At 63.2% G+C, this 17,770-nt stretch carries 15 protein-coding genes; 8 read left to right on the top strand and 7 right to left on the bottom strand.

What is annotated here, in order from left to right:
- Nucleotides 1–971: 971 nt before the first annotated feature.
- From BDK88_RS03915 to hjc, 3 genes are all read left to right on the top strand, one after another.
- Entirely contained in the window at nucleotides 972–4,916 is a 3,945-nt protein-coding gene (locus BDK88_RS03915; RefSeq protein WP_130499248.1) for a PAS domain S-box protein, read from the top strand.
- Between the two features lie 79 nt (nucleotides 4,917–4,995).
- Nucleotides 4,996–5,805 (top strand): CPBP family intramembrane glutamic endopeptidase, encoded by an 810-nt coding sequence (locus tag BDK88_RS03910; RefSeq protein WP_130499247.1) that lies wholly within the window; start codon nucleotides 4,996–4,998, stop codon nucleotides 5,803–5,805.
- A 144-nt stretch (nucleotides 5,806–5,949) separates the two neighbouring features.
- Nucleotides 5,950–6,477 carry a Holliday junction resolvase Hjc gene (hjc, locus tag BDK88_RS03905; RefSeq protein ID WP_130499246.1) on the top strand — a complete coding sequence of 176 codons (528 nt, stop codon included), beginning with the start codon at nucleotides 5,950–5,952 and terminating at the stop codon, nucleotides 6,475–6,477.
- Nucleotides 6,478–6,504: 27 nt separating this feature from the next.
- Here the strand turns inward: hjc and BDK88_RS03900 are convergent, their stop codons facing one another.
- Nucleotides 6,505–7,125 carry an SWIM zinc finger family protein gene (locus BDK88_RS03900; protein WP_130499245.1) on the bottom strand — a complete coding sequence of 207 codons (621 nt, stop codon included), beginning with the start codon at nucleotides 7,123–7,125 and terminating at the stop codon, nucleotides 6,505–6,507.
- A 198-nt stretch (nucleotides 7,126–7,323) separates the two neighbouring features.
- Here BDK88_RS03900 and BDK88_RS03895 point away from each other — a divergent pair, with 198 nt between their 5' ends.
- On the top strand, nucleotides 7,324–7,557 hold the full coding sequence (locus BDK88_RS03895) for a DUF7472 family protein (RefSeq protein ID WP_130499244.1): 234 nt from the start codon (nucleotides 7,324–7,326) through the stop codon (nucleotides 7,555–7,557).
- A 178-nt stretch (nucleotides 7,558–7,735) separates the two neighbouring features.
- Here BDK88_RS03895 and priL read toward each other — a convergent pair whose 3' ends face one another.
- The gene (gene priL / locus BDK88_RS03890; protein WP_130499243.1) at nucleotides 7,736–8,815 is read right to left on the bottom strand and encodes a DNA primase regulatory subunit PriL; all 1,080 of its coding nucleotides are present in this window, start codon (nucleotides 8,813–8,815) and stop codon (nucleotides 7,736–7,738) included.
- Nucleotides 8,816–8,952: 137 nt separating this feature from the next.
- Here priL and BDK88_RS03885 point away from each other — a divergent pair, with 137 nt between their 5' ends.
- Nucleotides 8,953–9,822, top strand: coding sequence for an alpha/beta fold hydrolase (locus tag BDK88_RS03885; protein WP_130499242.1), 870 nt, complete (start codon nucleotides 8,953–8,955; stop codon nucleotides 9,820–9,822).
- 39 nt (nucleotides 9,823–9,861) lie between these two features.
- On the opposite strand, the gene BDK88_RS03880 is transcribed toward BDK88_RS03885, so the two are convergent.
- Both BDK88_RS03880 and BDK88_RS03875 read right to left on the bottom strand, forming a co-directional pair.
- Complete coding sequence (locus BDK88_RS03880; protein WP_130499241.1) at nucleotides 9,862–10,167, bottom strand: HalOD1 output domain-containing protein; 306 nt, start codon at nucleotides 10,165–10,167, stop codon at nucleotides 9,862–9,864.
- Nucleotides 10,168–10,264: 97 nt separating this feature from the next.
- Nucleotides 10,265–11,008 (bottom strand): DNA polymerase sliding clamp, encoded by a 744-nt coding sequence (locus BDK88_RS03875; RefSeq protein WP_092931952.1) that lies wholly within the window; start codon nucleotides 11,006–11,008, stop codon nucleotides 10,265–10,267.
- A gap of 223 nt (nucleotides 11,009–11,231) precedes the next feature.
- Between BDK88_RS03875 and BDK88_RS03870 the strand changes: the two genes are divergently transcribed.
- Nucleotides 11,232–12,203, top strand: coding sequence for an asparaginase (locus BDK88_RS03870; RefSeq protein ID WP_130499240.1), 972 nt, complete (start codon nucleotides 11,232–11,234; stop codon nucleotides 12,201–12,203).
- Between the two features lie 21 nt (nucleotides 12,204–12,224).
- Here the strand turns inward: BDK88_RS03870 and BDK88_RS03865 are convergent, their stop codons facing one another.
- The gene (locus tag BDK88_RS03865) at nucleotides 12,225–13,124 is read right to left on the bottom strand and encodes a polysaccharide deacetylase family protein (RefSeq protein ID WP_130499239.1); all 900 of its coding nucleotides are present in this window, start codon (nucleotides 13,122–13,124) and stop codon (nucleotides 12,225–12,227) included.
- 212 nt (nucleotides 13,125–13,336) lie between these two features.
- Here BDK88_RS03865 and BDK88_RS03860 point away from each other — a divergent pair, with 212 nt between their 5' ends.
- Entirely contained in the window at nucleotides 13,337–14,113 is a 777-nt protein-coding gene (locus BDK88_RS03860; protein ID WP_130499238.1) for a 23S rRNA (uridine(2552)-2'-O)-methyltransferase, read from the top strand.
- On the opposite strand, the gene BDK88_RS03855 is transcribed toward BDK88_RS03860, so the two are convergent.
- Nucleotides 14,114–14,290, bottom strand: a complete 177-nt coding sequence (locus BDK88_RS03855; protein ID WP_008013290.1) for a hypothetical protein — start codon at nucleotides 14,288–14,290, stop codon at nucleotides 14,114–14,116.
- Between the two features lie 61 nt (nucleotides 14,291–14,351).
- Complete coding sequence (locus tag BDK88_RS03850) at nucleotides 14,352–16,682, bottom strand: twin-arginine translocase subunit TatC (protein WP_130499237.1); 2,331 nt, start codon at nucleotides 16,680–16,682, stop codon at nucleotides 14,352–14,354.
- A gap of 140 nt (nucleotides 16,683–16,822) precedes the next feature.
- Between BDK88_RS03850 and tatC the strand changes: the two genes are divergently transcribed.
- A complete protein-coding gene (tatC, locus tag BDK88_RS03845) occupies nucleotides 16,823–17,746 on the top strand; it encodes a twin-arginine translocase subunit TatC (RefSeq protein WP_130499236.1) in 924 nt (307 codons plus the stop codon).
- Nucleotides 17,747–17,770 lie beyond the last annotated feature (24 nt).

The raw sequence follows: 17,770 nt of genomic DNA, 5'->3' as shown, positions 1-17,770 counted from the left end.
ATTCCATAGGCGTACCATGGACTGGACTGCGGTTCAGAGCGGACTGCTCGCGGACGACACGAGACGGTCGCGTGCAGTTTTGCTCGGCGTGATCGGTGTTGCAGTCTGGATCGTCGCTGGCCTCTTGGTTTCCGGATTTCACGGCGGTGGCACGCAGACGGGACCCGGACTGCTCGTCGTGGGTCTTGCCGCACGGAGCGGCTCCGATCGAACGAATGACCTCGAGCGGCTCACCGACGCGCTTCGGCAGTTCACCTCTCGACTCGAGGACGAGTCTTCACTGTCCGAGTCCGAACAGGCTGTACAACCGCCAGCCGTCGACGGCCCGATCGACGTTACGATCGATCGAGACGACGAACTCGGACGGCTCTCCGAGACCGTCACCGACCTGACGGCCGCGGTTTGTGACCGCGAGCGGCGACACGCCGAGAGCGAACGGTATCGCCAGGAACTGTACCGGATCACGTCCGATCCGAACACGGACGACGAGACGAAGATCCGTCGTCTGCTCGAGTTGGGCTGTAAGCGGCTCGGTCTCGAGACCGGGTTCGTCTCCCGAATCGACGAGTCGGCCGACCGATACGAGATCGAGACGGCCGTCGGACACGCTGCCGATCTCGAGGGGACGGTGCTTGATCTCTCGGCGGTCTCCTGTCACGACCTGTTCGAGTCGGACGAGGTTCGGGGGACCAATGACGCCAGTGCGGTCAAGTGGGCAGACCATCCGATCGCCGACGAACTCGATGTCAACTGCCGTCTCGGTGGTCGGATCACTGTCGAGGGCGACCACTGTGGAACGATCTGCTTTCTCGACCGCGAACCCCGAGAGCGACCGTTTACACCAGCCGAAACGGCTTTCGTAGACTTGATCGCTCGGTGGGTGAGTCAGACGTTCGAACGTCCGCACCTACGTCCAGCGACTTCGGGAACGGGAACGCCGTCTCGAGCGGGCACAGGCGTTTACCGACGATATGCTGGACGCGGTCGACGACGTCGTCTATCTCCTCGAGGAGGACGGCACGGTACGCCAGTGGAACGAGAGTCTGTGCGAGACGACGGGGTATACCGACGCCGAGGTCGAGTCGATGCATGCACTGGAGTTCTTCGACGAGGCAGCCTACGACCAGATTACGAACTCGATAGATGAAGTCCTCGAAACCGGGTCGACACGTATCGACGTCCCGATCGTAACTAGCGATGGTGAGCAGATTCCTTACGAGTTCGTCGCGTCGACCCTCGAGAACCCGGCGGGCGAGCAGGTCATCGTCGGTGTCGGTCGCGACGTCAGCGAACGCTTGGAGAAACAGCGGCGACTCGAGCGATACGAGCAGTTCACCACCGACGTTATCGATGCGTTAGACGACGTGTTTTATGTCCTTGACGAAGACGGGGCGCTCAAGCGCTGGAACGAGACGCTGGTCGAGGTATCGGGGTATTCGGACGCCGAAATCGACGACATGCACGCCCTCGAGTTCTTCGACGAGGACGATCGGGACGTGATCCGCGGTTCGATCACCGAGGCCTTCGAGACGGGCGAGACGCACATCGAAGCGGCGCTGCAGACGAAAGCGGGCGAGCGGATTCCCTACGAGTTCGTCGCGTCGGTGCTCGATGATCCCGACGGCAACCCCGTCGAGGTCGGTATCGGTCGGGATATTTCCGAGCGAAAGGCAAAAGAGCGCCGGCTTCGCGAACGCGAGGCCCATCTCGAGCGGACGACGCATCTGTTAGAGCAGTCCCAGCGGCTGGCGAACGTGGGTGCGTGGGAACTCGACATGACCGACGCTTCCGCCGACGTTCGGTGGACTGATGAGGTCTACCGAATCTTTGGGCTCTCATCTGATCAGGAACTCGATCTCGATCGTGTATTCGAATACATCGCACCTGAAGATCGATCGCGGCTCAGCGAGGTGATCGACCGCGCGATCGAGGACGGTGAGGCGTACGATATCGAAAACCAGATCATCACAGCGGATGGCAACCGCCGCTGGATCCGCAGTATCGGCGAGCCCGTTCGGGACGACGGCGAGATCGTCGCGCTTCGCGGCGCGGCCCAAGATATTACCACGCGCAAGGAGCGCGAACGCGAACTCGAGCGCGCCGAGACGATCATTCAAGCACTCGACGAGGTGGTATATACGATCGACGCGGACGGGAACTTCCAGTTCGTCAACGATGCGCTGACACAGATCATTGGCTACGACCCAGACGCGTTGATCGGCGAACACGTCTCGACGGTGATGGCTGCCGAGGACATCGAGACGGCACAGAACCGCATTCGAGACCTACTCAGCGAAAACGAGCCATCAGAGACGTTCGAGATGGTCCTCGAGACCGTCGACGGCGAGCTGATCGACGTCGAAAACCACATGGCGCTGTTGCCGATGGACGACGGCAAGTTCACCGGGACCGCCGGCGTCATCCGTGACATCACCGAGCGCAAGGAACGCGAGCGTCGCCTGGAAACGACGAGCGCCCGACTCGAGGCACTGTTCGAGAACTCCCCCGACATGATCAACGTGCTCGATACTGAGGGGACGATCGTCGACGCCAATCGCCGGCTTGCGGACGCGCTCGGCTACACCACCGACGAGCTGCTCGGCACGAAGATCTGGGAGCACGACACGCTCATCGACAAAGCCGAGGCCCTCTCCATGCTCGAGGAGCTGTCGGTCGGCGACCGTCGAAAGTTCGAAGGGCAGTACTGCTGTCACGACGACTCGCTGTTTCCCGTCGAGGTCCACCTCATTTGTCTCGACATCGAAAACCAAAACCGGTATTTGGCGATCAGTCGCGACATCACCGAACGCAAGGAGCGCGAGCGGGACTTCCGCGAGACGAAACGCCGGCTCGAACTCACACTCGAGGGGACGAACACGGCCGTCTGGGAGTGGGATCTAGACACCGGCAAGGTCGTCTGGAACGAGACCTACGAGCGGCTGCTCGGACTCGAACCGGGGACGTTCGGGGGGACGTTCGACGCGTTCACACAGCGTGTCCATCCGGATGACGTGGCTCGCGTCGAAGACGAAGTCGCCCAGGCGATCGAGAACGACGACCTGTTCCAGACGGAGTTTCGGCTCCAACACGAGGACGGAAGCTGGATCTGGGTCGGGGCCCGTGGGCGGGTCGTCAACGACGACGCGGGCCCGCGAATGGTCGGGATCAACAACGACATCACCCGCCGCAAGGAGCACGAACTCGCCCTCGAGTCGCTCCACGGCGCTGCACGCGACTTACTCGGCACTGACAGCGACGACGAGGTCGCGGAACTGGTCGTCGAGACGGCCGATGATATCCTCGAGGCCGCAGGCGTCGCCGTGTATCACCTCGATTCTGACGTGAACCGGTTCAAGCCGATCGCTTATACCGACGAGTTCGCACGTCTCTGTGACGGCACGGCGTCGGTCGCCGTCGGCGACACCGATGCTGCCCTCTGGAACGCCTACGTCACGGGGACGGGGATGGTCGTCGACGACCCCGCGTCGTTCGACCAGTCACGAATCTTCGGTCCGGGCGTCGAGAGCGGCGTCATCGTCCCGATCGGCGATCACGGCGTCTTCGCGGTCGCGTCCGACGGCGAATCGATCGACGTCGACGCTCGGCGGCTGATCGAGACGCTGGTCGCGACGACCGAAGCCGCCTTCGACCGCCTCGAGAGCGAAGCCAGTCTCCGCGAGCGCGAGACGGAACTCGAGGAACGAAACCGTCGGCTCAACCGCCAAATCTCGATTACTGAACTTATCAGGCGGATCGACCAGTCGCTGATCGGCGCTGACAGCCGCACGGATATCGAACAGACCGTTCCCGAACGGCTGATCGAGGCCAATGACATCGCGTTCGCGTGGATCGGCCACCTCGACGCCAGTGGCACGCGACTCGAGCCCCGCGCTTGGGCCGGATCGGGCCAAGAATACCTGGACGACGCCCCGCTTGCAGACGACGCGTCGGCCGAGCCAGCCGCCCAGACCGCTCGCAACGAGACGCCGACAGTCGTCTCGAACGTCGTCGAGGGACTCCAGAGCGAAGCCTGGCGACGCCCGGCGCTGGATCGGGGCTTCCAGTCGGTCATCAGCGTCCCGCTCTCGCACGCGGAGTACTCGTACGGTGTCCTCACGCTGTATGCGGACGAACCGGACGCGTTCGGTGAGCTCGAGCAGACCGTCGTGACGGAACTCGGTGACGGGATCGCAAACGCGATCAACGCCGTCGAAACGCGCGAGGCGCTCCACGCCGAACGAGTGCTCGAGCTGACGCTTCGGCTCGAGGGAGCGGACGATCTCCTCTCTCGGATCGCAGCGAAGACCGATGCGACCGTCGACTATGCGGGGCTTGGGACCCACTCGGGCGACGAGACGCTGCTGTTTTTCGAGACCAGTGGCGTGTCGCCCGACGAGGTACACGCGGCGCTCGATGACCTCGTCTCGGTGACCGACTCCCGGCTCATCAGTCAGACGGAAACCGATTGTCGGTTCGAGGCGACCGTCGCCGGCGAGGTCATCGCCTCGCGGCTGGTCCGCCACGGCGGCAGTCCGCGCTCGATGCACGCCGACGCGACGGGGACCGAGCTCACCGTCGATGTCCCCACTGGAACTGACGTCCGTGAGTTCGTCGAGATGCTCCGCGAGGCGTATCCGACCATCGAGTTGCAGGCCCGCCACCACGTCGAGCGATCGATGCGAACGCGCAGCGAACACGTCACGTCGCTGCTCGACGCGCTGACCGACCGCCAGCTCGAGGTGCTCCGGACGGCGTATTTCGCCGGCTTTTTCGAGTGGCCCCGCGAGAGCACCGGCGAGGAAATCGCCGAGTTACTCGAGGTGACACAGCCGACGGTCAACCGCCACCTGCGAATCGGCCAGCAGCGACTGCTGACACAGCTGTTCGAGGAGGGCAGCCCGGCTCTCGCGGACTGATCGCTCACGACACCGGCTCACCGGACGGGCCGTTTCGGAGAGAGGAACGCCCAAGGCCCCAGTCGCCCTAGCCCCTGCTATGGAAACGTCATCACGCTATCGCGATGGTCCGATCCGGACGACACTCGTCGCGATCGGTCTGGCAGCGTTCGGGATTCTCGCGAGCCAGTTTACGACCCTCCCCGCGATCGCGCTCGAGCCGGCACTGGCGACGTCTCCGACGGACGCCTCCCTCGTGAGCCGAACGGCATTGCTGATCCTGAACTTCCTCGGCTTCGTGCTCGCCGGCGCGCTCTATCTTGCCGCGACCGGCCGTGGATGGTCGTACGTCGACCTCCGGTGGCCGACGAAACGCGGCTGGCTCTACGTCCTCGCCGGCGTTCTCGGGAGCTTCGTGTTTTACATCCTCGTCAGTTTGGTCGTACAGGTGCTCTCTCTACCGTCTGCGGACAATCAGGTCGCAACCTACATCGGGAACGACCAGACGATGGTCCTGATCATGATCGGCATCGTCTTTTTCTTCAACGCGCCTGCCGAGGAGTTCCTCTTTCGAAATATCGTTCAGAAACGGCTCTACGCCGCGTTCGGCCGGCTCACCGCGGTCGTCGTCGCCAGCGCGATCTTCGCGCTGATCCACATCATGTCGTATGCCGTTCTCTCCGACTCGCTGCTTGCGACTCTGGTTCCCGTCGTGGTCGTCTTCGGCGGTTCGATCATCTTCGGCCTCCTGTATGCGAAAACCGACAACCTCGTCGTGCCGATCGGCGCTCACGCCGCGTTCAACGCCATTCAGTTCGGCTTGCTGTATCTCGCCCTCGAGTACGACTTAGAGACTGCCGACCCGTCGACGTCGCTGCTGGTCGATCTCGCGGCGACGGTTCCGCTGTAATCGTCCCGTCTGGCCGCCCCGCCGTCCGGTCTTTTATTATCGTCCGCGGGAGAGACGGGCTGCTGTAACGAGTGACTGGTGCAACTGCAGGACGGTCGCAGTTGCACCGTCACTGACTTACAGGAGTCTGTCTGAAGAGGCTATATGTCCCATGCGAAGGGCGACCGCCGCGAACGCGAACTCGTCAACGCGCTCGACGAGGCCGGCTTCGCGGTGATGCGTGCGCCCGCAAGCGGCGCTGCGACCGACCGCGAACTCCCCGACGTACTCGCCGGTGACGGCGAGTGCTTCTACGCCATCGAGGCGAAATCGAGCGCGGGCGACCCGATCTACCTCACCGGCGAAGAGGTCGAAGCCCTCATCTACTTCGCGCAGAACTTCGGCGCGAAACCCCGGATCGGCGTCCGCTTCGACCGCGAGGACTGGTATTTCTTCCACCCCGGCGACCTCTACGTGACCGACGGCGGCAACTACCGAGTGAAAAAGGAAACGGCACTTGCGGAGGGGACTGATTTCCCCGAGTTCACTGGCCAATCGGAGAAGGTCACGCTGGCGGAAGCCGCTGCCGATGGCAGCGTCGATGACGGCCCGGACGAGGAGATTCTCCGTGTGCTGAACGCTGTCGAACAGGGCGTCATGGACGTCGACGAGGCTGCAGAACTGCTCGAGTAAGCTCTTCAATGGAGTCTCGGTCGGCCGTTACGCCTTCCGGAGCCGGGTCCGCGGGAAGACGTAGACCTTCAGTGACGCGGGAACGACGCCGTTGGATGCGACGGTGGCGTGTGGATAGACCGCGCCCACGACGGGCACGTCCGGGTCGTAGTCCTCGTTCGTCCTGTACTCGGCGACGGTCGTATCGGCCGCCCCGATCTCGACGGCGTCGGCCCGCAGGTCCGAGACGTCGACGACCGTGACCCGGTCGCCGGTCTCCCGGTCGACGACGGTGTCGCCCGGAGAGATCGTATGCTCGTCACAGTAAAACGGCGCGGTTGCGTCCTCGTCGACGAAGACCGGCTCGCCACAATCGTGACAGTCGACCGCGAGCTCGCCCGGCGGTGGTGTTCGGCCGGCCGTGATCTCGAGTGCGACCCGGCGAATGTGCTTACATCGGGTCTTGCGGAAGACGTGATCCGGGCAGGTACACCGGCCTGCCTCGAGGTCGACGAGGTAGGTGTGGTCGCTCGCGGATTCGACCTCGTAGAGGCCGTCGCCGAGCGGTAACACTGACATCGGCTCGGTGTGTGCCCGGCGCGATCGCTCCGGGAGGTGGGCTGTGCGTGGGACTGGAAGCGGTGCTTTCGGTGACGCTGTTGTTTTCATGGATGCGTCGGAATGGAATCGCTGGTCGGCTGGCTATTCGACGTTTATAGGGAACCGACGGTCATAACCACCGTGCCTGCATGCTCGTGGTCGGCGTTTATACGCGACCGACGACAGAACGCAGAGAATTACCGCCCGATCGCCGTCCGAGAACCCCTTCGAAGCGCTTTTGACGGGGCCGGCGAAACCGCTCAGGCAATGGTCGAACGCGAATCGCTCATCGAGATCGTCGTCTCCGTCGGTGCCGTCTTTCTGATGCTGGCGGCGATGTTCGCTATCGGATCGTCCTACGGCGCAGCAAACAGCACGCTCTCGCCCCAAGGCGGTCAGATGCTCGTCTGGGTGATCGTCGGGTTTATCCTGCTGATGACAGCAGTCGGGGTCGCTTTGGCTTACCTGCTGAACGATTCCGACGGCAACGTCAGTGCCTAAGATACTCCCACTGGTTCGTTTCTCTCGGTCGTCCCGCTGAATCCCTCCCTTACTTGCTCCAGAACAGGCTTGCAGTCACCAGAACGGGTGCCATCTCATACGGTCTGCTGTACCGATTTACCGGTGCAACCGAAGGACGCGTCGCGGTTGCACCGGAAATGACTTACAGTCGACCGTATCAGTCGCCACTCGCAGACTGCTCGTCTTCCCGCCAATCCTCGAGGTCGTCGTCTTCTGCCTCCTCGAGTCGCTTTTCGTAGTAGGCCATCGGATGTGGAATCCGTTCACAGAGGTCGTCTTTGTTCACGCAGTCGCCGTAGGACTGCATCGTCGAACAGGCCGGTGCCGAGTACTCCGTTGGCGAGCTATCGCCGCGGATGTGGTCGGTCTGATAGCGTGTCATCTCTTCGCCGAACGACGAGTTGACCCGATAGAGGTCGACAATTTCGTCGGTCGACATCCCGATACTCGTCAGGAAGGCGGTGATCGCAAAGCGGGAGTGGTGTGGCAGGTGTTCGCCTTTCTGGACCTGATCGAGCAACGCCTTCATACACGGCGGGAAGAGGTCGGGAACGACGGTGTCGATGTCCTGTGTCAGATCGAGGTCTGCCAGTATCGCACGGATCTCGTCGGCGTCGTCCTCGAGCGCGCTCGCGATCGTCTCGGGAACCTCGAAGGGCAGCCCATCCTCGATCCGGCCCCGGATCGCTTCCCGGAGCAGCGCGAGGAGTTCGTCTTCATCGACGGGCACCTCGCCGCCGTCCAGCGGTCGATTGACCAGCCGCCACTCGTCTTCCCACATGTCTTCGGCCAGCGGCAGGTAGGTGCCGACATCGATGCGGTAGCCGTCGCCGGCCGGCGTCTCGCGGACGTCGTCCTGCAGGTCGAATTCAGTCAGGAGGTCTGTGAGCTCGAGCCCTGTCGACGAGACGCTTTTGAGTTCGGTCGTGTCGGCCATGTCGGCGGTAAAGCGGTCGTAGGCCGTCGCGGCCTCTCCGCGGGCGTACTTGCGGACGAGCACGCGCTCGCCGACCATCGAGACGAGCACCCGCGCGACGGGATAGGAGAGCAACTCGATGCGGGGCTCGTGGGCTGGTTCGCCGACAGTCCCGTCCTCGAGTGCGGTAATCACGCGTTGGCGTGCGCGGTCGACGACCGCCCGGTCTTGCTCGACGACGGTCGCGAGATCGACCGCTTCCGTCGCGACGGACTCGCGAGCGGCTGCGAGAAACGGATACCGGGCGTGGAGTCGCTGCATCGGTAAAACGAAATTACTCCGGCGGGATAAGCGCGCTGATTATCGTAATCGCGTTTTATACGCGGCTCCTCGATTCGGTGACGCAAGCGCCGCGCTCGAGGATCGATTTCAAGAGTGTTCGACACGTCACTGCAAGTATGCCACAGGCGACGAGAGATGGTGTGTCGATTTACTACGAGCGCGACGAGAGTGACGGCGATGGAACCGCGCCCGTCGTCTTCGTTCAGGGGCTGGGATTCGGGCGGTGGATGTGGCGGTGGCAACGCGAGGCCGTCGCCGATCGCTACGACGTGATCGCGCCCGATAACCGGGGGACCGGTCGCTCCGATGTCGGCTTACCGCCGCTCGTCTCGCGGCTCCCAGGGCCGCTTCGCGGACTCGTCTTGCTCAAACTGGCGGGGTATTCGATGGACGGACTCGCGGCCGATCTCGAGGCCGTCCTCGACGATGCAGGGATCTACAACGCCCACATCGTCGGCGCGAGCATGGGCGGGATGATCGCCCAGCGTTACGCCGTTGAGTACACCCGGGCGAAGTCACTGACGCTGTGTTGTACGTCCCACGGCGGGCCCGACGCCGCGCCGGTGCCCGAGGAAACGCAGGAACACATGTTCGAGACCCCCGGCGGAGCCACCGAGCGGGGGATCATCCGCCATCGCATGCGCCCCGCGTTCACCGAGCGCTTTACCAACCGGAACCCCCACCTGATGGATCAACTCATCGAGTGGCGACTCGAGCAAGACGCCGACGACCCGGCCCGCGAAGCCCAAGGCGCGGCTGTGCAAGGCTTCGACGTCAGCGACCGCCTTGGGCGCGTCCGCGTGCCAACGCTGATCCTTCATGGGACCGACGATCAGGTTGTTCCCGTCGAGAACGCGCGTCTGCTCGAGGAGAAACTACCCACTAGTCGGCTGGAACTGATCGAGGGTGGCTCACATCTCTTCTTCATCGAGGACGACGAGCTGGTCAACGAGTACCTGTTGGAATTCCTCGACGAGCAGGACTAAGCGATGCAGGCAGGGTAACTGGCAGTGTCGACGATCCGGTCAACTGGCTGTGGTGGCGTCTTCGATCTGGATTCTCCCGTCGCTTCGGACGCCAACGGAGAACCCCTCGTAGGTGAACCACACCAGATGGACGCTGTCGCTGGCGGTTCTGTGTGCGTGTTCGACCAGCTCGTTGAGCGCGCCCGGGTCGACGGCATCGTACAGCGGCGACAGCTCGGTTGGATCCCGCTCGAGCCGTGTGGCAACCGCGGTGACGACGGCGTCGCTCGGCCGGCCATCCGCCGGATCGAACGCCGTGACGTACTCCTCTGTCGGCTCGTCCGCTGGATCGTTCGGGGAGGGCATACCACACCGGAGGGGACGTCACAGAGTAGCCACTCCCCTGTCCATATCGACGTTTTAAGTATCAGAGCAGGCCGGCAGAACAGTCGACGACGGCCGTTTAGTCGCTCTGGATTCGCGGCGCAAGCATGTAGGTCACTTGTCCCTGTCCCTCCGCGAAGCCAAAGTAGATCTTGACGGGGAACTCCTCGCCGAGATCGAGTGTGACCTCGGTATTCGAGGGGATCGCCTTGTTCATGTCCTTGAGGTAGTCAAGCGAGAACAGCGAGTGAGCGGGGCCGATCTGTAGATCGATCAGGTCCTCCTGCGTGAGCTCGAGGTGGACGTCGTCGGTGTCGCCCTCCGCATCGACGTAGAAGAACTCCTCGCCCTCGTTGACGCCCAGCGCGATGTGATCCGAGACCATGTCGGCCGCCTTCACCGAGCGGTTGACGTCTTTGCCCTCGAGGACGACCTCAGCGGGCAGGTCGAGGTCCGGAATGTCGGGCTCCTGGCGGATCGAGTCGGGGTCGATGAGCGCGAGCGTGTACTCGAGCCCGTCGATCTGGATGTGGAGCTTGCGGGTCTCTTCGTCGAGTTCGAGCTGGATGAGCTGGCCGGAGTCGGCCATGCCGGCGATGTCTTCCAGCCGCGAGAGGTCGACGCCAATCAGCCCGCCGTCTGCTTCGTAGGACTCGAACGCAGCCGAATCGAGCGAGAGGTCGACCATCCCGACGTTCGCGGGGTCGACGGCCCGGATTTCGAGGCCGTCTGCCTCGAGGTGGATCTTGCACTCGTCGACCAGCACGCTGACCGAGTCGAGCGCGCTGGTGAGCGTTTCGGCGCTCACGATGGCCTTGAACATATAGCTCGGCGTACGGACGGTTGGCATAAAAAGGCACCCTTTACGGGTGACAGCGGGATCGCGGCGTGTCTGGAGCGATCGGCTGCCAGTCCGGAACCAGTCTGTCAGCCGATACGAGTCATGCCGTGAGCGACGATCGCGTGGCGTTCGACGGGATGACTGGTCTCCTCTGCAGCAGGCTGCGGTGTTTTGACGGTGGCACTGGTAGCCCCTCGAACGACGTATGCACGTGACCGTACTCAGCACGGGCGGCACGATCGCGAGCACCGGCGGCGACGACGGTGCATCGCCGACCAAGCGAGGGAGTGACCTCGTCAGCGCGGTCCCCGAACTGGCCGACTACGCGGACATCGACGTCGATCAGGTCGCACAGATCCCGAGTTTCGAGATGGACACCGCAACGCTCGAGTCGATCGGCGATCGGGTCCGCGAACTCGACGGGGACGCGAGCGTCGACGCGGTCGTCATCACCCACGGCACGGACACGATCGAAGAGACGGCGTACTATCTCGATGTCGCGATTCGGCCGGCGACGCCCGTCTTCCTGACCGGCGCACAGCGCCGCCCGGACGAGTACAGCCCGGACGGGCCGTCGAATCTCCTCACGGCGTTTCGGGCCGCTGACGCGTTCGACACCCACGGCCACGGTGGTGTTTTCGTGGCGTTCAACGAGGCGGTCCACGCCGCCCGCCGCGTCACGAAGACTCATACCTCGAAACTCGAGACCTTCCGCTCCGCCGGGACGGGCCCGGTTGCAACCGTCGACCGGAACGGCGTCGCGATTCATCGGACACCCAGGAGCGAATCGACGCACCTTCCGGCCACCTCGCTCGCAGCGGCCGTCTACACGGTCACAAGCGCCAGCGGCGTCACGGGCGAGTTGCTCGAGGCGGCGGTCGAACGTGATGCGGACGGCCTCGTCGTCGAGGGGACGGGCCTCGGGAATACGACGAAAGCGCTCGGAACCGCCATCCGCGACGCGATCGGCGAGGGAGTGCCGGTCGTCGTCACGTCGCGCTGTCTCGAGGGCCGAACCGCGCCCGTCTACGGTGGAGTCGGCGGCGGCGAACGGCTTCGAGAGTACGGCGCGATCTTTGCGGGCGATTTGCCGGCACAGAAGGCCCGCATCAAACTGACGCTGGCGCTGGCCGCGTTCGACGACGAGGCGGCGATTCGGCGCGTGTTCGCCAACTGACCGGCCGCCGTCCGATCACGTTTAGATGTAGTCGCCCTCGCTCTCGTAGACCGACGGGTCGTCTTCGTACTTCCGGGCGATCGTTTCCAGCGTCTGGAAGTCGGCGTTCTCGTGGCTCTTGACGTACTGGATGAAGTCCTCTAAGTGTGCGATCATGTGGGGGAGCCCGTGGAGGTCGGGATGGATCGTGAACGTGTAGACGCCCGCGCCGCGGCGATTGTAGAGGAAGTCGAACTGCCGTTTGTAGTACTGTTCGTACATCATCTTCGGGTCCTTGTAGCCGGCGTGGTAGAGCGGCTGTTTGATGAACAGCATCGGCGGGATGTCGTCACGGTACCAGCTGATCGGAATCTCGACTACGTCCGTCTCCTCGCCGTACTCGTAGGGCTCCATCCACGTCTCCGGGTCCTGCTCGTACTGGATCGGCGTCCAGTCGTCGCCGTTCCGCATCCAGCCGGGTTCGAACTCGCGTTCCATCAGGCTGCTGTCGTACAGGAACCCGTGTTTCTCGACGAGCTCGGGCGTGTTCTCGCTGAACTCCCACCAGCTCGCGCGGTGGCCGACCGGCTCCTCGCCGGTGACGTCCTCGATCAGGTCGATCGAGATCTCGAGGATCGCGTCTTCCTGCTCGCGCGAGAGATCCGTCGGGTTCTCGTGGGAGTAGCCGTGGACGCCGAGTTCGTGGCCGGCGGCTGCGACCGCCTCGATTTCGTCGCGGAACGTCTCGATTGTGTGACCCGGAACGTACCACGAGGTCGAGATGTCCTCGTCTTCGAACAGCTGTAGGAGGCGTGGAATGCCTTCGTTTCCTGCCGAGAGCCCGCGTGATAGGTCTGCTGGTGAGTCCGCTCCGCCGTACGAACCTAACCAGCCGGCGACGCAGTCCGCGTCGACACCGATCGCGACGTCGATATCACCCATAGTAACACCGCTCTCGGCTTCGACTCGCCGGCTAATAGTGGTCCTCCCTGCCGGAGATATCGACCGATTCAATCCATCGATGACACTCCCTCGAACTGAACAGTGGCTCGAGATGATCAGCTCGACACCCGGGGCCGGACACGTCTCCCCGGGCATCCGCCATACTTACCCGCGGCGACTCCCTACGCCCGTACTAACTGACGAGAGTCTCTATGGCAGGAAAAGACCACTACTACAACAAAGCGAAACAGGAAGGCTACCGCTCTCGAGCGGCCTACAAACTCAAACAACTCGACGATCTCGAGCACATCTTCGACCGCGGCGACACGGTCGTCGACCTGGGTGCCGCTCCGGGTGGCTGGCTCGAGGTTGCCGCCGAGGAGGTCGGCCCACAGGGGAACGTGATCGGCGTCGACTTCCAGCGCATCAAGGATTTCGAGGACCACGACAACGTCGAGACGCTGCGCGGGGACATGACCGAGTCAAAAACGCGCGACCGCGTGATCGATGCTGCCGGTGGCTCGGTCGACGCCGTGATTTCGGACATGGCACCCAACATGTCCGGCGAGTACTCGCTCGATCAGGCTCGCTCGCTCCATCTTGCACGACAGGCCTTCGAGACGTCCCTCGAACTGCTCGACAGCGGCGGGGACTTCGTCGTGAAGGTCTTCGAAGGGCCGGACGTCGACGACTTCCGGGCCGACGTCGAAGCGGAGTTCCAGTACGTCCGTGCAACGTCTCCCAAAGCGAGCCGTGACGAGTCCTCCGAGATCTATCTTATCGGCAAGGGGCGGCTCACCGCGCCGGTGCGACCGGGCGACGAACTCGAGGTCGAAATCGTCGACGTCGGCAGCGAAGGAGACGGCATCGCGTCGGTCGAGGGCTACCGGCTGTTCGTTCCAGGGACCGAGGTCGGCGAGACAGTCGACGTCCGCGTCGAGGATATGAAACCGAACTTCGGATTCGCACAGCGACTCGAGCGCGACTAATTATTCCTGGTTCTCGAGGCGATCGTGGCGCTTGTCGATCTCGTCTAAGATATCTAGGTTCTTGCGGATCGAGGACCGAATCGCGTCGCTACGGTTGACGAACTTCCCGTCGTCGCCGACGTGATCGTCTAGATCATCGAGGAGTTCCTGTGGGATTTCGACGCTGATCTTGGGCATCAGTCTGGAAACACGTTCGCACGTTTCCGACTTAAGGGTAGTTGGTCGCGCCGTCGGATCGTCACTCCGCGGTCGCCATCTCGGCGTCCTCGGCATCGGGATCGGCCGCCGACCCGCCGCCACCGCCGAACAGCCGGCCACCGCCGGTCAGCACGTAGAGGACCGCGAGACCGAGCAGGTACGTGAGCGCGATCGGGAAGGCAACCATGAACATCGTGAGCACGCCCTCCGGGCTGGCAAAGGCGGCGAGGACGAAGATACCAACGACGACCGGCCGCCAACGCTCGAGCATCGAGCGGTAGCTGACGATCCCGCCGACGTGGAACAGCGCCATCGTGACGATGATGTTTAGCAGGAAGCCGATACCGACGGTCGTGAAGATCACGAGCCAGAAGAAGTTCTTGATCCGGTAGGAGATGACCATCCCGTTGCTGATCGCATCGGAGACCAGATACGAGATGATCGACGGTGCGATCCAGAAGAACCCGAGATAGGTGCCGACGGCGAAGCCGACGATCAGGGAGCCACCCCAGACGACGAACGTACGCCGGTCGCCGTAGACCAGCCCGCGCTCTTTGGCGGCCGGCCAGGCGAAATACAGGACCATCGGCAACACGGCGACGGCGGCGAGTAGCGTGCTCACTTTCACCTCGAAGATGAGCACCTCGACCGGGTGCAACGCGACGACGATGTCCATCTCGTTGATGAGTTGCTGGAGGGTCATCCCAGCGGGATCGACGTCGTTGCGGACGGCGACTTTCGCGAGGACGTCCTGGGGGACCCGCTTGAGAAACAGGACGAAGACGTCCCGAAGCCCGCCCGAGTAGAGCCAGAAGAAGGTGCCACCCGCGACGAGCATGAACAGGCCGACGATGTAGAACATCTTCGAGGTGAGACTGCTGAGGATGAAGGCAATGTCGTAGCCGTAGCCGCCGATGTCGTCTTCGGTCGTCTCGTCGTCGGTGAAGGGATCGAGCATGCCGGCAGCAGTGCTCGCGAGCAGATTTTCTTCCTCACCGGTCTCGCCGGTTGCCGTATCGCCGCCGGCGTTCCCTGTAGCCGTGCCGTCACCGCTTTCATCGGCGGTGTCGAGCGAGTCGAATCGATCGAGGATGGCCTGGGCCTTCTCCCGGTTGTCGTCGTACATCGCCTCTCGGGAGTACTCGAGCGCCTGGTCTTCGCTCATAGTCTGGAAGACCGGTGTCGGGATGTCGGCGATGTCCTCGGCAGCAAGCGTCTCGAAGTCGACGTCCTCGTGGGTGTCGGCGCGCCGAATGTCGTCTTCGCGTGGATAGACCGGTCCTTGGAGGACGCGAATCGTGTAGCCGAGCAGGACGACGAAGCCGATGGCAGCGGCAACGGTCACGCCGACCGCAATGTCGCCGGCGAGGCCGTGTGTGTTCGCCGTTTGCTCGAGGCCGAGTGGCTCTGTCGGCCGAATTAGGTCGGGCAAGGCGGGGAAGACCGACGCGTGGAGGACGTCGAACGCGCCCTGGTTGACGGCGACGGCAACGACGGCCGCGATGGCAGCGAGAGCGCCGCCGAACTGGAGGAGGCGTCGCTTGACGTGGTCGGTCCCCGTTCCCTCGGAGTTCGCCGCCCCGCGTCGGCGAACGTTGGAGACGACTTTTGAGAGGCCGAGACTAAAGACGTAGAGGGTGATCATCGGCATCGCCCACATGACCTGTGTGAACGGGTCCGGCGGGGAGAACACGGCCCCGAAAACGGCGATGAGGACGAAGGCGTGTCGCCACCTGTCGCGGAACGTCTCGTAGGGAATGATCTCGGTGTAGGCCAGAATGCTCATCACGAGCGGCAACTGGGCGGCGAGCCCGAACGACAGCGTCAACAGCGCCATGAACTCGGTGAACTCGGTAATGCCGAAGCTCGGTTTGATGCCGGCACTGACGGCGTTTCCGGCGAGGAACTCGAAGGCAAACGGGAAGAAGACGCTGTAGGCGTAGACGATCCCGCCGACGAAAAGCGCAAGCGAAAGCCCGACGAAGCCGGCGATAGCGCTTTTCGAGATCGGCACGACACTGTGGTAGCCGCGCCGTCGGATCGCATCTCGTGAGAAAAAGAGCAATGCGGGAATCGCGACGATGACACCAGTTATCATCCCGATCTTGGCCTGTAAGAGGATCACCTCGAACGGCGTCCGCGTAATGACGTCGGTCGCGCCAGCGACCTCCGCATTCATCCGACCCGTCGCAGTCGTCTTGAGAAAGTCCCAGACGACCATGCGAAGGGCATAGAAGGAGCCGATAAAGCCCACAAGGAATACGATAAACACCTTCTGAAGGTGTTGCTGGGCACTCGAGAGGAGCGTTCCAACCGTCTCCCGACCACTGTTGATGGCGCGGGCGGTATCCTCGTCGAGGGCAGAACTCATTGGGTTGGGGTAACTGACATCCAGTTATCAACCTTTCGAGTGGATATGCGGACTCGAAGCCCGATCGCTCGCCCTTCTCACCCTCTCGTGGTCACCGTAAGAAAAAGGCCTATAACCGGTGGCCTATCACTAACCCGTAGATGTCGGACGAGCCGGTCGATGACCGCGCCCGCGAGGGTCCGCCAGAGCCACAGGAGGGCTCCGATGAGCCCCAGCCAGCCCTCGCGGACGCAGACGCGGCGTCGCCGCCCCTCGAGACCGACGGCGAGGGCGTCGTCGGCGATCACCCCTCTCCCGAGCCGACCTATCCCGACTCCGACGACGATATCGGAGGCGTCTCGACGCCGCCGGGCGACGAGGAGATGCCGCTGGCCGACCACATCGAGGAGATGGTGCTTCGGCTGGCGGTCGTGTTGCTCTTTGCGGCCGGCGGGACGGCGATCGGCCTGCTGTGGGCCTCCCAAGCAATCGAATTCGTCTGGTTCTCCGTCTTTCCTGCTGGCAGCAATGCGCCGCCACCGCACGTCTACCAGCCCCTCGAGCTGTGGCTGACCCGGATCAAGGTCGCGTCGCTGCTCGGGATCATGGTCGCGTTGCCGGCTTTCGTCTACGAGTGTTACCTGTTTATGCGGCCGGGGCTGTATCCAAACGAGCGTAAATACTACCTCGCAGCCGTGCCGACGAGCGTCGTGCTCGGCGCGATCGGGATGCTGTTCTCGTATGTGCTCGTGTTGCCGATCCTCTTTCAGTATTTCACCTACTACGCCGAGGACAGCGCCATCGTCGCGTACGCACTCGGCGAGACGTTCAACCTGATCATCACGTTGATGGGCTTTCTCGCCATCGTCTTCCAGATTCCGCTCTTTATAATGCTGGCGATCATGATGGGCGTGACGACCCGGCGCTGGCTGGCCCAGAAGCGACTGTACTTCTGGGCGGCGTTTGCGGGGCTAGCCTTCATGTTCACGCTTGACCCGACCGGGATGGCACCCATCCTCGTCGCCGTCACGATGATCCTGCTATTCGAGGGGACGCTGTTCGTCCTGAAGTGGGTCGGCAGATAATCGACTGATGTCGTGGCGACTCTC

The sequence above is a fragment of the Natrinema hispanicum genome, assembly GCF_004217335.1.
GTDB lineage: Archaea > Halobacteriota > Halobacteria > Halobacteriales > Natrialbaceae > Natrinema > Natrinema hispanicum.
The sequence above is the reverse complement of the archived record's forward strand: the minus strand, read 5'-3'. Positions and strand labels throughout refer to the sequence as shown.

Bases quoted from the DNA above. Each gene is read 5' to 3' on its own strand.
- BDK88_RS03915 (WP_130499248.1), top strand. From the start codon at position 972: ATGCTGGACGCGGTCGACGACGTCGTCTATCTCCTCGAGGAGGACGGC.
- BDK88_RS03910 (WP_130499247.1), top strand. From the start codon at position 4,996: ATGGAAACGTCATCACGCTATCGCGATGGTCCGATCCGGACGACACTC.
- hjc (WP_130499246.1), top strand. From the start codon at position 5,950: ATGTCCCATGCGAAGGGCGACCGCCGCGAACGCGAACTCGTCAACGCG.
- BDK88_RS03900 (WP_130499245.1), bottom strand. From the start codon at position 7,125: ATGAAAACAACAGCGTCACCGAAAGCACCGCTTCCAGTCCCACGCACA.
- BDK88_RS03895 (WP_130499244.1), top strand. From the start codon at position 7,324: ATGGTCGAACGCGAATCGCTCATCGAGATCGTCGTCTCCGTCGGTGCC.
- priL (WP_130499243.1), bottom strand. From the start codon at position 8,815: ATGCAGCGACTCCACGCCCGGTATCCGTTTCTCGCAGCCGCTCGCGAG.
- BDK88_RS03885 (WP_130499242.1), top strand. From the start codon at position 8,953: ATGCCACAGGCGACGAGAGATGGTGTGTCGATTTACTACGAGCGCGAC.
- BDK88_RS03880 (WP_130499241.1), bottom strand. From the start codon at position 10,167: ATGCCCTCCCCGAACGATCCAGCGGACGAGCCGACAGAGGAGTACGTC.
- BDK88_RS03875 (WP_092931952.1), bottom strand. From the start codon at position 11,008: ATGTTCAAGGCCATCGTGAGCGCCGAAACGCTCACCAGCGCGCTCGAC.
- BDK88_RS03870 (WP_130499240.1), top strand. From the start codon at position 11,232: ATGCACGTGACCGTACTCAGCACGGGCGGCACGATCGCGAGCACCGGC.
- BDK88_RS03865 (WP_130499239.1), bottom strand. From the start codon at position 13,124: ATGGGTGATATCGACGTCGCGATCGGTGTCGACGCGGACTGCGTCGCC.
- BDK88_RS03860 (WP_130499238.1), top strand. From the start codon at position 13,337: ATGGCAGGAAAAGACCACTACTACAACAAAGCGAAACAGGAAGGCTAC.
- BDK88_RS03855 (WP_008013290.1), bottom strand. From the start codon at position 14,290: ATGCCCAAGATCAGCGTCGAAATCCCACAGGAACTCCTCGATGATCTA.
- BDK88_RS03850 (WP_130499237.1), bottom strand. From the start codon at position 16,682: ATGAGTTCTGCCCTCGACGAGGATACCGCCCGCGCCATCAACAGTGGT.
- tatC (WP_130499236.1), top strand. From the start codon at position 16,823: ATGTCGGACGAGCCGGTCGATGACCGCGCCCGCGAGGGTCCGCCAGAG.